This is a genomic window from Metallosphaera tengchongensis (assembly GCF_013343295.1).
GTDB classification, from domain to species: Archaea; Thermoproteota; Thermoprotei_A; order Sulfolobales; family Sulfolobaceae; genus Metallosphaera; species Metallosphaera tengchongensis.
This window is the reverse complement of sequence record NZ_CP049074.1, coordinates 1,602,397-1,617,650: the sequence shown is the minus strand read 5'-3', so window position 1 is coordinate 1,617,650 and position 15,254 is coordinate 1,602,397. Positions and strand designations below refer to the sequence as shown.

The window sequence follows — 15,254 nt, the reverse complement described above, 5'->3', positions numbered from 1 at the left end:
ATAAATAGTTGGATCAAGAGTTGAACCCCTTGACAATATTTTTATTTTAGATCTTTATATTGATTATAAAATATCATTTAAAACATGACTGTCTCAAGGTAAGTGAACCAAAACCTAATTTCGGCCGTCACCCGTTTAGTTAAATTTAAAGGGTCACGTTGTAGCTCACGGAAAAGAGTAGTCGTAAATGAAATATATTAAGAAGGCGAAGAAGGAAAAGGATGTAAATATAGCGCTGGAACTTTCCTATGAGATCTTTTCCTCTACCCTGGGCAGGTCACTGGGTCTACCGATACCGGAAGTTGAGCTTGTGAGTTTAGACAACGGTGACATAGGCTTATCAATGGATTACCTAGGGGATTTAAAGGACCAGGAGATCGTCAACAAAAAGGAGTTAGGGATGTCTCTCCCATTTGAGGAACTCCTCTTAAACGTTGACCTAAAGAGGGAACATGTAATGGTCAAGGACAGGAAGGGATATATAATAGATCACGGTCACGTCCTGGACGCCTGGAAACCCCTGTATTATATTGAGGACATAATCTGGTCTCCTGTCACGAGGTTTGACCTCTGGTCTAACCCTAGCGCGTTAAGGGAGGGAGTGGAGTTGGTGAAACAGATAGACCTTGATTACGCTAAGAAGGAACTGGGACTGTCCATGGAGCTTGTGAGACAATCTAAGTTATGCTCCCTTTTCACAGCTCAAGTGGTTGAGGACCACCTAAATACTTCCTATAAAATTCTAAAGCTAAGAAAAACAATAGTACCAAGGTTGTATACCATTTAACTCTGAAACCAGAGAAAAACTGCTTTGAACTAACACTTGAATTACAAGGACACGAAAGCTAACATGTAGTTCTTTATCTCTTGGAACGACTCAGAGGTAGGTCTAAGGGAGTTTAGCAAGTTTCTGAACTCATCCACATCTGAACTCCAGCTATTTCCATCCTTAGACACGTATATCTCCCCTCTCCCGCTCTCTAGCCAATGAACGGTCCTTAGGTTAGACTCGCTAAAGCTAAGCCCCAGTTTAAGCCTCCTTTCGCTCAGGAGTCCTGGCCTGTCCTTCAGAAATTCTCTCCCAAGATCGTACTCTATGTAGTTGGTAGAGAAGTCCAGGAATCTCCTCTCATCAAGGTAGAGTCTCCCCAAGTCCTCTACACCGGTTAAAGCTACGTTAACTGGAATTCCAAAAGTCGTCGAAAGGGAGATCAAATCCTGTTTAACTTGAGGGACGAAGTCCCCAATCTCAGCGATCATACGCGTGGACGCTTCGTTCCCCTTAAGGACCGAGAGTCCGTGAAAATCGAACAGCTTTCCGTTTTCGTAGCTCACCCTTTTCTCATTGCTCAGAAACCTAATGTTAAACTTACCTGAAACTTTCTGAACTTCGATGACTTTACCTCTGCAGTTGCACTGCAATGAGAGGTTATCCTTGGACGCCATCAGCTTGAAGCTCATCTCTTTTATCCAGTCTGTCATAGGTTAATTCACGCCCACCTTAGTCTAGTTCCTCCGTCCACAGGGATTACGACTCCGTTTACCCACTCCGCCTCCTGGCTCATGAGCCAAACTGCTACAATTGCGAAGTCCTCAGGGGGAGCTTTCTCCTCCCCCAGCTTCCTCATCTTCCTCCAATCCCTTTCAGGTTCAAAGTCGCCGTAGATCCAGCTCGGCGCAATCCCCACGACCCTGATGTTACGATCTATCATCTCTGAGGCTAATACCTCCACAGCCTTTGCTAGACCTGCCTTGGCCGAGGCGTAGGAGAGCTGATTCGCTCCAGCCTTATCTATCGCCCTCAGGGCTGAAACAAGTAGTATTGTGCTCCCGGGGTTCATCAGATCCAGTAGACTGTGGATTACCGTAAGGGGGAGCCTTAAGTGGTTGTTTATCATCGAGTCCAATCCGGACAGATCTTCGATAGTGTCCTCCTCATACCCTCCTATCATTATCGCCAGGCCGTCAAGCTTACCAACCTTCTCCTTTACCGACCTCTTTAAACTCTCTAGAGACTCTGGAGAGCTCACATCTGCAGATATCGACATTACGGTGCCGTATTTCCTTAAGGCGTTCTCCATCTCCCTGAGCTTCCTCTCGTCTCTGGAGGAGATTACTACTTTTGCTCCCTCCTTTAGCAAGAAGTAAGCAGTTGCGAAACCTAGGCCCTTACTTACCCCTACGATTAAAACTGATTTATCTTTAAATCTCATATTTTAATGTAGATTTGCCTTGGATTTAAGTAATAGCTTAATTTTTTCCTGCTCCCTAACGGGTAAACTGCACGTATTCCCCACACAGACGAAAGCCCTACTACCACTCCCTTGATCTATCATGGATCTGACCAAGGGTATTACAAGGTCTCTGTCGTCCTCCTTTACGATCTCGACAATCTTAAACGGATGATAGGTTAGCAAGGAATAACGGTGGAGGGACTTAGCCAACTCATCTCCGGAGTCGATTACTACGACGTGAGCAATTCCCTTGATCATGGAGCCCAACGAGAGGGTTAATCCGGCGTAGAATGACGGCCCCTGTACGTAATCACCAAGGATCTTACCCATAACGTCCTCCTTGAGATTGAACTGCTCATTGATGACCGACAGGGAAAGCAGAGCCCTTACCGCTAAAGAGTTCGGTGATTCGTTGGGCGTATCCATGGTGGGCACTTCGTTAGAGCCCCTCCTATCTGAGAATCCTGAGCCAGTAGCGAAGCTCTCCAGTTCCACACCAAGGTCAACAGCTAGGTTCCTGTACTTCATCTCGCCTGTGATTTGATATGCCCTGAGGGCTAGGAGTGTAGCAGAAGCGTAGTCCTCTAAGAGTCCCTCAGAGCCACCGTCAAGTCTCCTGCTGACTTTCCTCCCTAACCTATCCACTACTTTTAAGGAAATTTCCCTCCCATAGCCTGTAATAAGGGAAGATGTCATAATTGCGTCAGCCACCCTACAGTTGGGATAAGTGTAAAGGTTTCTGTCCACGAAAGGTTTCTTCCTAGTCCGGTCCCTGTATTCCCTTAGCTTTTCCCTCACTTTCCCTAGTTCTTCAAGAACCTCAGGGGTTGTCTTTCCTAGCTCCTTGGAGAGGTCGTCAGGATCTTCCCTCATTCTTAGCACTCCACCCTCAAGGGCTCCCTCTCCTACCAATGTGAAAGCCCTCTTAACGAGTTCCCTATATTCATTAGATGCACTCAGTAGCTCTTCCCATTCCCATACGTAGTACCCACCTTCCTTCTCCCCTACGTCAGCGTCAATGGAGGTCGCAAATCCTTCCCCGGTCCACATGTCCCTAAATAGGAACTGAGAAGTCAATTTAATCACGTCCAGTAGTTGAGGATCCTTACTGTACAGGTAGACGTTGACGTAATCTTCCAGAAGTTCAGCGTTGTCTATGAGCAACTTCTCGAAATGGGGTACATTCCACTCCCTATCCACTGCGTATCTATGGAAACCTCCTCCAAGCTGGTCGAAGACCCCACCTTGATACATTTTTTTGAGCGTGAAAACCGCTAGCCTGGACGTTACCTCGTCCCCTGTCCAAAAAGAGTAGGCAGTCAAAAGTTGATCAACGAGAGGGTGGGGAAACTTCATTGAGTTACCTAACCCACCATATTCCATGTCAAAGGAGGACACAACGGATGAAATAGTTACATCCACAATGTCGAAAGATATGGGGACTTGAGTGTTGGGAGAGTAGTCTATCAAGGACAGGGCTGATTTCCTTAGCCTTTCCCTGTCCTCTCTCCATAGTCTGGCCACCTCCCTCAATAGCCTTTTCATTCCTACCCTTCCGTAGGAGTCTTCAGGAGGGAAATACGTACCTCCGAAGAACACTTCGCCTGAGGGGGTCATGAAAACTGTCAAGGGCCACCCAGACTCTCCAGTAATGCTAGCCACTGCCCTCTGTAACTTTCTGTCCAGCTCAGGCATCTCATCCCTGTCCACCTTCACTGCAATGAAGTTGTTATTGATTAGCTCAGCTACCTCCTTATTGGAGTAAGTTTCCCTATCCATGACATGGCACCAGTGACACCAAACCGCTCCTACGTCAACGAGAATAGGTTTATCCTCCTGTTTAGCTTTCTGGAAGGCATCGTCTGACCAGGGAAACCAATCTACGGGTTGATCAGCTGATTCCCTCAGGAAGGAACTTTGGCTATTGGCTAATCTATTCATAAGGGGATATGTTTTTTCAGACTTTAACTCTGTTTTAGAAAACGAGCTATTCTTCATCTCCTTAAGATCCCCGTCCATAGAGCCCGTGAGGAAAATAGGGTCATTGCTAGAGATATGTGAGATTTCGATCACACATCTTCGCAGACCTCCTCGGTCAGAAGAACTGGGGTCTCCAATTACAAACTTGAAAAGGCCTACAAGATGGCTCAAACGGGAAAATACTCACAGGTAACTTAGGATGTTTTCCCTTCCTGTTATCCTCTTTCTTCCCCTGAATCCCTCCTCAACGTAGTGCCAGTACATTATGTCCTCCTCTCCTTCCTTCCAACATAGGTAGGCTGGTTTTTCGTTTATCACAGCAGGAAAGTCCACTAGACCTATGTTCACGTCCCTGACCACTATGCCCTTCTCGGTGATCTCCCTTAAGATCCTGTCAACCTCTATGGAGTAGATTTCAATATACTCCTTCTTCCCGCTTACCAGTGCCTTCTCAGCGTTTAGCTGGGCGCTCTTCAGCTCCTTCATCTTTGTTTTAACCCAAGGGAGTAATTTCCTGGCTGTCTCGAGATCGAAATACTCAAAGCTCATACGTTATTTAATAGAAAAAGCTGATAATAAATCTAAATAAAGTTTCAGCCTAGCATTATCCTCACTTGTCAGACCTTGTAAAGTTCATCACATGCACTTGAAAGGTATTTTTAATGGTTAAATAACATTCTGTGCTCCGGATAAAGAGTTGAAGAAGCTAGCTAGAGAGATCGCGTCGAAAATTTCGGGATCCAGATGTCTGCTAGTAGTCCCAGGGCATGATAGGAGGTTCGTGGATTATATCGGAGATGAGATCGACTCATCTGAGGTGATTGAGGATGAAAGATTTCAAGGTACCCTCCAAGAGGACAAAGTATACATCTCGCGGTTCCCTGTCCCAACCTCACTTAAGAAAGCACGTAAACTGATTGTTATATCGAATTTTGCTACTCCTAACCTCCTTAAATCCTTTGATCAGGTTATAGTAAAGAAATCTGAGACCCTCATGAAAGAGGGTTATCTTAGCCCATTTAAGGTGAGGTCGTTCGCGTGTAATACCCCAGTTTTCAGGCTTTCCAGTGCAAGGGTAGACTTTATAGCGTCCTTTGACGAAGCTTTAGTTCTCCCTGCAAACGAGGAGGAGGGCAGAGTCCTCCGAAACAGGGGAATAGAGGTTATTGATGTCTTTAAAGTCCCGCAGTCCCCCGAAAAAGGCGCCGTCATTTTAGCGAGGAAGTTAAAGAGTCAACCAGCTTACCTTCAAATGAGATCTTTGGCGTTGAGGGGAGGCGTCATTATAGACCTCGCAAATAACGTGGAGATGGAGGAATGGACTAAAGTCACTCTAGGGGAGCTTGGTTACTTCACACTTTTAAAGGAGGGAACCACAGGCGTAACGTCATACGATAAGTCCCCTAAGGCTCCCATACTGAAGGTTGAGAAAGATGTTAAACCCAGGGATCTCCCAGAGTTTACCTTTGGAAGGGGGATGATAGCGGTAGGCGGAAAAAGGATAGGACTATATAAAATAAGGGGAAAGAGGTTCCATTTGACGGTAAATTGCGGTGAGCAATCTACACTCTCCTCCAGCTACCCATCAATCTATCAGTTCATATCTCCTATGTCCACAGGTAAGTGTTCACTCTTTTTCTCCTGCGTTAAGGTTTTAGGAGACGTGAACTTCTGTAAGGAGGTTTCTTTCGAAGCCTATGTCAACTCCAGGAATTACGTTAACGACGTATCAAGGGTAAACTTTACTAGCGTTGCCAGGAAATACCTTAAGGGAGTCAGACTAGACAAGTTGAGGGAAGGTGTTACCCTGGAAATTAAAGTGGCAGAGGAGATAATTAGGCTTAGCCTGAGGACTGAGGGAAATAAATTCCTAGTTATGTGCAGGGACTGTGGAAACTTCAAGGAGACCGCTGTGAGGATCAGAGGAGTACCTGAAAATTACAGGAAGCTGGAGAGGGTTATAAGGGATATCCTTCTGAAGGAAATGATCACCGTGAAATCCAGAAACTAAGCCTCAATAACCTTACCATTTGAGAAGATGTTGTCGCAAGTAACAATGACCATAGTCCCCTTGTACTTATCTATCCATTCCTTTACAACATCCTTGTTTTCATCTGAAAGATGAGCCTCTGGATCTTCCAATACCACTACTCCGTTCTCGGGAGCCATATCTAAGGACAACTTCAGACCAATTAGGCTTAGCATTTCTGGGTCCACGTTGTAAAGTGGCTCCCCATCCAAGAATAGACCTTCCTTCTCGTCTATGGTGACGACGCGACCGAGAACATTGGTGGAAAACCCTTGTGGAAGCACAATGGAATTGATGTACTCAGAGATTATCCCTAATGTTTTTGGTATGCCTGAGGCACTCTCGGTTTGAAGAACAAGAAATCTGTGAAAACCTCCTAGAAATCCGTCCTTAGAACCTGGGATTAAGGAAGGTTTTGGTCTCTCAATCCCGGTGAAGTAGAAGGAGTCGACCTCAACCATTCCTCTAAGACCCGTAGAGACGTTACTAGGCTTCTCAAGTAGATCTACAGTCACCTTTAATCCATTTCCATCAATTTTTCCTGAGATCGCGAACCTCTTGGCTAGAAGCGTAAACTCCCCCTTAAGTCTTATCTTTCCTGGATCTAGATGGGAGCTTAAAATTGAGGCGTATTTCTGTTCAAAGTTCCTCTTCCATGCCTTCACAGGGTCCGAATCCGCCACCCCGTAAAGTCTAGGCATCTGGGAGAAGGTTTTTAGCGTAAAGTACAGGAGCCTTGAGGTCAAATATCTCTTTTTACCCTTTATTATGATCTTATCTGTTCCAATTGGTATTTCTGCACCGTTTATTACTACTGTTAGAGTCACAAGACAAGATTCAGGAAGCAGGTTTTATCTCTTTGTGAGCTCTATCCCAGAGGTCTGAAACCATCGGAAATGTCCTTAGATTGAGCGCGTACTTCCGTAGTGTGGTGAAATATACAGCTAATTCTAACTCTGAGCTAGGTAATTCAATAGTCGTAGGTCACCGCGAATATGGCTATCTTCGTCCATGTACGATGTTAGGAACTCCCTGGATGTTATCTTAAAGGATCAGGTGTAACAACCCCTCATCATGTCTCAGGTAAGGTTGGGTTCTTCACCAGTTGAACATATGCGTTCGGGCTAAAAAATTCTTCAAAACCAGGGGAAATTCCGTAGAGCGAGAGAGTACGCTGGCTACTCCAATAATTCCACTAAGTTATGAGTGAATATCCTACACCTCGAGTAAGCATATTTCTTCGTGACATTCTCGTTCGAGACAAGCATTCTATAGGGATATCGCGAAACCGTGAAATGTGAAATACCTTGCGTCAACTATTTTAGGAGATGGAAAAGGACCTCCAACTTGGAAGTCTACGATCTGACTTCCTCCCAGGCCCAAAAGGCAGGCTTTCCTCCTTTGTAATTGTCAAGGGAGGTGAAATACGCATTAATTTTGAAGAAAATAAAAAAGGTGAACCTAGATTTTACTCTGACCATAAGCTTAAATGGTTAAACATCAATATGTCCTCAACGTCCGCAGTGGAAGAGGATCAATTCCAGCCCGATGAGTTGAACCGTCACTTATTAGTTAATACGCTTCTTTAGGACTATTCAGGTGATGAAAGCAAAGAAATTTTGACAATCGAAGGAGATCCAACTCTAGTTAAGGACGATGAAGATAGTCTTCAGCGCTGAAAAGGTAGTCTCCTTTTAGGGCGCGAAGGAGGTCAGCTATCTCCTTCTAGTAAACCAATAAACCCCGCCTATGACAGCTAGGAGACCAATTCCACTGAAGCTGAGCCCAACGTTTGTGGTCTTAACCACTGAAGACTTAACGAACTGGGCAGTTAAGTTAGCGTTATTGTAGACAATATACCATATTTGAGAACCTGATAAACCTCCGCTCCAGTTGACCGAATACCCACTGTTTGGAACACCTACGATAGTGAGAATGGTTCCAGCTACGACTTTAATTTTTAAGGTCTCGTTGGTCTCCACTTGAGATGAGTTCTCAAAACGTACCACCACGTGCCCAGGACCTACAACTTTGATCTCTAAGAAGTAGTATGTTGGCTCAGACGTAATGTTAATGTTGTTAACCCTCCATGGAAGGAATGTAAGGTTGTCAGTCTGAACTCCATTTATAAATACTTTAGAGGAAGGGTCAAAGGAATTTACGAAAAGCTGAACTGTCCCATTAGGTACTTCGACTGTGTCGTTCCTTGATACGCTTAGGAAGCTTCCATTCACGTAAAGAAACGCGTTCACACCCTGACCGTAGATGTAAATATGTAATGTAATCCCGTGCACAACAGGGACCACCAAAAGAGGTATAAGAAGAAGCGCTCTCATCATGTTTAAGTGGTAATATCATGAATGTCACTCTCTCTTCCGATACTAACTTGTTCCAACTCAACGGGGTGACAAAATAAGTTTTGAGCTACTGGGACCATTTTGGTATCTCCATGAAATCAGAAGATAAAATTCAGAGGCGGTCTAAATCACCTAAAAGCATCATAGGTTTTCCCTTACGGAAGGTCGTTAGGTGTCCTCTTTAAGCAATGACCAGATGGACGCTTACTTAACCCCCTAGGGTTGAATAGATTCCTTTCAGGAAATTTCAAATGAACGGATCTTCAAACCCCCAAAATCAATGGAAGAATTATAGGAATAACTAAAGTTAAAACTGCTCCGCTCATCATGGCGCTTACCGAGTAGTCCCCACCAAAGATTGATGAGTATAGGCCTAGGGTGGTGTCCATCGATGTCGCGCCTCCTATGGCTATAGCAGAGTAGGGATTTGATTTAACCCTTACGAGGAGTGGAATGAGGAGGAAAGCAAGTTGTTCCCTAAAGAAGTTGGTTAGGAACGCTATTACCCCGTAAATGGGACCGTAGTACGACGAGACTATAGGCCCTGTGTAGCTATACCAACCGGATCCCATGAAGATGGCTAGGGATAGCTTAAGGTTAGGGACTATCCCCAGAGCGAATGCAACGACACTAGATATGATTGCCCCCAAGAATACTACTAGCATGGTTAATGTGGCATCCTTTGTCACGTTGAAAATCGCCCTGAATCTAATCTCGCTTCCCATGTTAAATCCTATAACAATGGCTAGGGCATAAAGCTCGTAGTCTATAAGGCTTGAAAAAGGTAGGTCGGGTCTAAACAAGAACCCTAGGGCTATGCCCAACAATAGGGGGGCACCATACTTTAATTGGTAGAGAGCTAAGTCGTGGGATCCTCTGACAGGAACGGTTTTCTTCAAGGCCAAACCTCCAGCAAAGGTAAGGAGCACCACCAACAAAGATAGTATTAAAGAGGTTGAGAGAATTCCTGTGAGAGCATTTACTGAGATTACCTTCGCCCCACCCCATAGCGATATGGAAAAAATGAGCAAAAGCACTACCGAGTCCCCAACCTTCGGAAACGACCTTTTACCAATCTTACCTATTCCTAAAAACGCCACATATAACAACATAAAAACTATGGTAAAATCCACGAGAGATGTATGGTTCTCCAACTTATATTATTTTCAGTGCGGTGAGGCTCTTGGAAGGCAGGAAGATTTGCTTAGAACCTTCCTTCACGTGCGTTACCAGACCAGAGCTCTCCAGGAGGTCCAAGTGATATCTAACGGTAGAATAGTTTAGATTCAGTCTTTTTGCAAGATCGTATGGAGTTTTTGGACTGGAAATTAATTCCTCTAGAATTCTTTTCCTTGTTTCCCATCCTTTTCCGCTTACGACTTCATCTAATTTCCGCATCATGTGATCTAGTGTGGCACAGTATATATTAATCCTAGAGTTTAGAAACGGCATTAAATTTAGTAGAACAGCCACATAATACAATTTATGTCATGAATTCCATTCAAGTGAACCGGAAAATAAGCTAAAATGGACTCCTATTATAGTTTTTAATGAAATTAAGAAGGATTAGTCCCACCAAAAGTACCACTCCAAGTAAATAAAAATCCCCATGCAACGCTAAGAGTAAGACCATAATAACTGTAATGGGAATAAATGTTTTATTCTGAAAGAAACCAAAAACAGAAAGGGAAATTGCACCGAACAAAGCCAGGGGAAACACAAGGGAAAGTAGCAGGAGGAAAATAATTAGTAATAGCAAAATGAGTTGGTAAATATCTATTTTCTGACTTATCACAACATTATTGTGAGGTAATGGAATTTAAACATTACTAACTAGGATTGAAAGTAGACCTGCCTGTTGCCTCGAAATCTATTGGTTAACTAGGAAAAAAAGGGTCGGTTAATCGCTTGGGGAACACTTCTCCTCTATTGATTAGTTCCTTTGGTTTGGGTAGCGGTTTGCGTCTGTTTAGGGTAAAGATAAACCTTGTTTCCGATCACCAAGTTGTTAGGTATTATGGCAACTGTCCCATCCTGTTTTTGAACGTATGTGAACAACGTCGTTATCTCTTCAACAATTCCCTCATCCCCAGTTACGCTAATGTGATCTTTGATCTTGAAAGGCCTTGAAAGAAGAATGAAAAGACCATCTAACGCTTGACCTAATACCTGTTGTGACGCAAAACCCACCACAATGCCTATAAATCCGCCTAGAGCTACCCCACTAGCACCTCCAGCAACTGCCCCAGCTATGGCAGCAACCAGAGCTCCTATACCAATGAGTCTGAACACGCTCCTCATAGAGGCAGCTATGGAGTGATCATACTTTAATCTAAGATTCCAATAGACAACTGATACGAAAGCCTGGATAATGAAGTAGCCAAAAAGGAGGGATAAAAGAATATTGACATATGGAGCATAAGACGCTATGCCTATCCCGGAGACGCTCGTGGAAACAAGATTAAGCCTGAGCGACTCCAGATATGGAAAGAGGAAGTTATTCACCAACGCTTCTATAACTACAAAGATGACGATGTATAATACAAGTCTACCTATACTTTCGGTTATCTTCTTCCTTATTTCGTTTACGGACACTATCTCCTCGTCTTTCATTACATTAAACGATTTCAATAAGAATATAAAGTTAGTGGGAAAAATTTCCCATATAAAGCCTTAGACATTTATTATAATATCTTTGAGAACCATGTACATTTATGACTTCTTCTTAGAGGAAGAGATTTTTAGCGATAGTCAAGGCATTATGGAGGAAAAGTTATTTGAGTTAACTAGTCAAATTTTTAAAGTTTCGTGATTTCCATATAAAAGGAGAAGGTTCCTAGATACTGTATATAATAAAAAGAACAGCAAACCTCGCCCTTCAGGACGGGAAGGAGGTCAGCTATCACTTATCTAGAATTTATAATTATTAATAATCCCTAGTTATAGTGACATGAAACCTAAAACCTCACTAGGAGGAAAGATCCTGGTGATTTCAGTAGCACAATTTTGGATATTTATGTTATTATCTGAGGAATTATATAAGGGCTACAACCTCAATCAAAACTACATCAGCGACCTTGGAGTAGGAAGCACTGCGATAATTTTCAACTCTTCCATCGTATTAATGGGCATCCTCATAATATTAAGTGGACTTCTCTTCTCAAGCAAGATCCTGAGTTCCTTCCTTATCATAGGTGCCATAGGGATGATAGGAGTGGGAGTTTTCCCGGAAACTACTGGTACACCTCACTTAATTTCGGCCCTTTTGGCATTCCTATTCTCTTCACTTGCGTCCTTTCCTGCTTTTAAGATGATCAACTCTAACCTAAGATATCTCTTCCCTATCCTAGGCGTAATTTCCCTAATTAGCTTGGTCTTCTTCATTTTCCACGACTATGGTCCCATCGGACCCGGTGGAGTTGAAAGGTTTATAGTTTTGCCCGATATTGTATGGGCAATATCCTTCGGTTCCATAATGGGGAGCAAAAATGAAACTCAAACAACCCCCTAGAATAAAGGTGTTGGAGGCCCTCGGCGCTATAGCTGACGGGAGGGTCAAGAAAATGGGGGATAGATACGTTGTTGTTTCATCTGAGGGAGACAAGAAGTATACAGTTGTCATCGAGGAAGGGAAAGTTAGTAGCGATGATAATGGTACAAAGTATAGGAACTATGTGGGATATCCAATAATAGCTGCGCTTATGATGGAGGGTAGGTTGCCCTTTGATCAGAGGATATCCCAGGCTCTCCATGGAGTTCCGTGGAGGAGGCTGAACGAGCAGATGAAAGACTACTCAAAGGTTGAGGAAGTTGTCCTTTCTCAAGTTGAGAAGAAAGGTATAACTAGGGAAGAAGTAAATGGCTTCGTGGATGCGGTGATGGAAAACGTCAGAAAACTTCGACTCAACAAAGTTACCTGAGCCCTTAATGAGAGTGACAGAAGATGTCATTAGAGAGGTTAAATTCAGTCTACAACGCGTTCATAACCATTCAGACTAGGAAGGAGGCCGTAGGTCCCCTTTCTGGACTTACATTTGGTGTTAAGGATATCATTGAGACTAAAGGGATTAGAACTACAGCTGGTTCCAGGTTGCTAGAGGGCTATATTCCTAAAAGTGATGCGTGGATAGTAAGGAGAATCCTAGATTTAGGTGGCGAGATCTTAGGGAAGACCAATACCCATGAGTTCGCCATTGGTGCTACCAATACCTCATCAGTGGCCGGTCCCGCGAGAAACCCCAGGGATCCCGAGAGAATAAGCGGGGGATCCAGCGGAGGTTCTGCTGTGGCAGTAGCACTCAAAATGACGGACATCGGTGTAGGTTCAGACACAGGGGGGTCCGTCAGGATTCCTGCGTCCCTTTGTGGAGTGATAGGCTTTAAACCCACTTACGGAATAATTCCCACTCAAGGCGTAATCCCATTTAGTTGGTCCTTGGATACCTTGGGCTTTCTCACTAGAGACGTGGAGACCATGTGGAACACTCTTAACTGGGTAATACCACAAGAAAATAAGAAGGTATTACTATCGACCTCCAAAACAGAGATACGGGTAGGTTTATTTTTATTTGACGAGAGTCAAATCTCAAGACTAATGTTGGAGAAGGTGAGGGAGTTCTTTCCCAACTTTAAGGAATTACATCTCCCTCTCATGGAGAGACTTGGATCGGAAGTCAGGAGGACAATAGCCTCTTCAGAGGGATCGTCCTATCACCTGTCTAACTTGAATAGCAGAGCAGAGTTATACTTTCCAGATGTTCGGGAATCCCTGGAGTCTGGACTAAGGGTGAGGGCAGTGGATTACATTAACGCACTGAGGGTGAGAAGATTAATCCTGGAAGAGTATGTAAAAGCCTTTGAAGAGGTCGATGTAGTGGTCTCGCCCACAACCAAAATAACTGCGCCCAAGATCTCGGAGGTAGTGGGTAGGGAGAAGGAGTATAGGTCTAAACTTGTTGCCAATACTGAGCTTTTTAACCTAGTCGGAGCCCCCTCTTTGAGCGTCCCATTCATGGAAGTAGAAGGTCTTCCCGTAGGGCTCATGTTGAGCGGGATGCCCTTTGCTGACGGTACCGTCCTAGATTTAGCAAGATACATTCTATCATCCAATTGATTTCCTTATCATAGCCATCTCTCTGATGTACTGCCTAGCCTCGTCATACCTCCTTTCCTTAAGGGAAAGGGTAAGGAGCTGAGATAGTAACGCATGTTTCTTTGATTCGTAACCCCTAGGACCGACTTTTACACCCATGGTGGACTCAAGGAAGAGCATGTCCTCCCTTATCTTCTTTGAAGTCTCCTCACTTAAAAGGCCGTAACTTGAGAGAGTGGATAGGCTCTCAGGGTTGACGAACTCAGAAGCTCTCTGAAGGTCGTTTTTAAGGAACTTATAGTTATCCTCTAATACCTCCCACTCCTCTTCCTTCAGTTCACCAAGGGACGAGAGACCAATAATTTCAGGTGGTATTCCAACGCTATACAGAGATCCCACGAAAGTGATGGCCCTTGGGAGGATCACTTTTCCGGTGCTCCTAGCGTATCCAAATAGGCTTATGTGTAGTTTTCTAGCCCTTCTTTTAGGCATATAAATCGCGACTAGGTTGATCAGGTCAGCCATCTCTTCAATTACTGGCTGATACCTGGCAGTGTACTTGTTTATAATGCTCTCAACTATCTTCTCTTCCTCTACGCTTAGGATTTTGGGGTCCTTTACTTGTTCCCTATTGATGTGGGAGATTGCACCCTTCACCTGGTTTTCATCGTAGTCGTACTTGAACGCAGATTGTATTGTAAACGTGTAAACTCCCTCATATTCCTCCATGACCCTCTGATAATTTTCGGGGTTTAGGTGCCCTCTGAAGGGTAAGGATCCTACCCCAATGATCGGATAGATAGGTATCCCGAGTTTGCTCGAAAGTTTAGCTATGGAACTTAATGCATGTTTAGCCAGTAATACTGCAGTGAGCATTCCATAGTTCATGGCAGGATCGGATCTGGCAATGAAGACCCTCATGTAAGATGGCTTTATGGCATTGTAATATCCTTCCACTATTTTTGACGTTTTTAGGAGGGAGTTCTTGTCCTCAATGAGAGGGATAACTTCTATTCGCTTCGGAAAAATTTCTCCCACCAAGTCCCTTACGTTGACGTTGTCGTAAAGTTGTATGTCCTCCTCCATAGCTACGGCTTTTTCGTAATATTTGGCAACTGAGATAATGTCCAGATCCTCCGTGGTAAAGGGTAAAATTACCTCAAACACAGGAACTATCTTTCTACCGTAGAACTTCTCAGCAACATCAAAGGTTACGGGTATGCTTTCCATGGTCTCCGCGAAGACTTTTCTTTCTGCACCTTCGATTTTAGGGTTTGGAATCCTATAAGTTAGAAATATATCTTCCCCAAGAAGGTTGGACTTGAAGTATTCACCAAACTCAGAGAAGAGTTTTCTAACCACATGCGTATCTACGTCTTTGCCCTCGGCGTCCCACATAACTTCATTAACTCCTAAGGTGGAAAAGGAGTAATATGCCTCAATGACCTCGCTCTCCCCCTCTATAACCTCCCCTTTTGCCCAATCGGGAACCAAGGCGTTGTCGGGGTGTTGGGTAGACATTGTCCTGGGAATCTTCCTCATGAGTTCAGGAATTCTGACCA

The 15,254-nt window shown here is 44.0% G+C and carries 15 protein-coding genes; 5 read left to right on the top strand and 10 right to left on the bottom strand.

Annotated elements, in window-relative coordinates; all coding sequences use genetic code 11:
* Positions 1-187: 187 nt before the first annotated feature.
* Positions 188-787 (top strand): hypothetical protein, encoded by a 600-nt coding sequence (locus tag GWK48_RS08725; RefSeq protein WP_174631447.1) that lies wholly within the window; start codon positions 188-190, stop codon positions 785-787.
* Positions 788-828: 41 nt separating this feature from the next.
* On the opposite strand, the gene GWK48_RS08720 is transcribed toward GWK48_RS08725, so the two are convergent.
* The 4 genes from GWK48_RS08720 to GWK48_RS08705 all read right to left on the bottom strand — a co-directional run bounded on the left by GWK48_RS08720 (position 829) and on the right by GWK48_RS08705 (position 4,763).
* Positions 829-1,482, bottom strand: a complete 654-nt coding sequence (locus GWK48_RS08720; RefSeq protein ID WP_174631445.1) for a hypothetical protein — start codon at positions 1,480-1,482, stop codon at positions 829-831.
* Between the two features lie 8 nt (positions 1,483-1,490).
* Positions 1,491-2,213 carry an SDR family NAD(P)-dependent oxidoreductase gene (locus GWK48_RS08715; protein ID WP_174631443.1) on the bottom strand — a complete coding sequence of 241 codons (723 nt, stop codon included), beginning with the start codon at positions 2,211-2,213 and terminating at the stop codon, positions 1,491-1,493.
* A 3-nt stretch (positions 2,214-2,216) separates the two neighbouring features.
* Positions 2,217-4,307: a thioredoxin domain-containing protein gene (locus GWK48_RS08710; RefSeq protein WP_425487476.1), complete on the bottom strand. Its 2,091-nt coding sequence runs from the start codon at positions 4,305-4,307 to the stop codon at positions 2,217-2,219.
* A gap of 90 nt (positions 4,308-4,397) precedes the next feature.
* Positions 4,398-4,763: a DUF2203 domain-containing protein gene (locus GWK48_RS08705; RefSeq protein WP_174631441.1), complete on the bottom strand. Its 366-nt coding sequence runs from the start codon at positions 4,761-4,763 to the stop codon at positions 4,398-4,400.
* Between the two features lie 148 nt (positions 4,764-4,911).
* On the opposite strand from GWK48_RS08705, the gene GWK48_RS08700 reads away from it, so the two are divergent.
* On the top strand, positions 4,912-6,225 hold the full coding sequence (locus tag GWK48_RS08700) for a hypothetical protein (protein ID WP_174631439.1): 1,314 nt from the start codon (positions 4,912-4,914) through the stop codon (positions 6,223-6,225).
* Here GWK48_RS08700 and GWK48_RS08695 read toward each other — a convergent pair.
* The 5 genes from GWK48_RS08695 to GWK48_RS08675 all read right to left on the bottom strand — a co-directional run bounded on the left by GWK48_RS08695 (position 6,222) and on the right by GWK48_RS08675 (position 11,213).
* The gene (locus GWK48_RS08695; protein ID WP_174631438.1) at positions 6,222-7,070 is read right to left on the bottom strand and encodes a hypothetical protein; all 849 of its coding nucleotides are present in this window, start codon (positions 7,068-7,070) and stop codon (positions 6,222-6,224) included. The two genes, GWK48_RS08700 and GWK48_RS08695, sit on opposite strands and share 4 nt — an antisense overlap.
* An 888-nt stretch (positions 7,071-7,958) precedes the next feature.
* On the bottom strand, positions 7,959-8,582 hold the full coding sequence (locus tag GWK48_RS08690) for a hypothetical protein (protein WP_174631436.1): 624 nt from the start codon (positions 8,580-8,582) through the stop codon (positions 7,959-7,961).
* A 281-nt stretch (positions 8,583-8,863) separates the two neighbouring features.
* A complete protein-coding gene (locus GWK48_RS08685) occupies positions 8,864-9,733 on the bottom strand; it encodes a LysO family transporter (RefSeq protein ID WP_246263787.1) in 870 nt (289 codons plus the stop codon).
* 22 nt (positions 9,734-9,755) lie between these two features.
* Positions 9,756-10,001: an ArsR/SmtB family transcription factor gene (locus GWK48_RS08680; RefSeq protein WP_174631434.1), complete on the bottom strand. Its 246-nt coding sequence runs from the start codon at positions 9,999-10,001 to the stop codon at positions 9,756-9,758.
* A gap of 525 nt (positions 10,002-10,526) precedes the next feature.
* Positions 10,527-11,213 (bottom strand): mechanosensitive ion channel domain-containing protein, encoded by a 687-nt coding sequence (locus tag GWK48_RS08675; RefSeq protein WP_174631432.1) that lies wholly within the window; start codon positions 11,211-11,213, stop codon positions 10,527-10,529.
* A gap of 337 nt (positions 11,214-11,550) precedes the next feature.
* On the opposite strand from GWK48_RS08675, the gene GWK48_RS08670 reads away from it, so the two are divergent.
* Genes GWK48_RS08670 through GWK48_RS08660 form a run of 3 tightly spaced genes read left to right on the top strand, consistent with a single transcriptional unit; the run spans position 11,551 to position 13,713 of the window.
* Entirely contained in the window at positions 11,551-12,111 is a 561-nt protein-coding gene (locus GWK48_RS08670; RefSeq protein ID WP_174631430.1) for a DUF998 domain-containing protein, read from the top strand.
* Positions 12,089-12,520 (top strand): hypothetical protein, encoded by a 432-nt coding sequence (locus GWK48_RS08665; protein WP_174631429.1) that lies wholly within the window; start codon positions 12,089-12,091, stop codon positions 12,518-12,520. Before GWK48_RS08670 ends, GWK48_RS08665 begins: the two co-directional genes overlap by 23 nt.
* A 23-nt stretch (positions 12,521-12,543) precedes the next feature.
* Positions 12,544-13,713, top strand: a complete 1,170-nt coding sequence (locus GWK48_RS08660; RefSeq protein ID WP_174631427.1) for an amidase — start codon at positions 12,544-12,546, stop codon at positions 13,711-13,713.
* Here the strand turns inward: GWK48_RS08660 and ppcA are convergent.
* On the bottom strand, positions 13,702-15,234 hold the full coding sequence (gene ppcA / locus GWK48_RS08655) for a phosphoenolpyruvate carboxylase (protein WP_174631425.1): 1,533 nt from the start codon (positions 15,232-15,234) through the stop codon (positions 13,702-13,704). The genes GWK48_RS08660 and ppcA overlap by 12 nt on opposite strands.
* Positions 15,235-15,254: the final 20 nt, after the last annotated feature.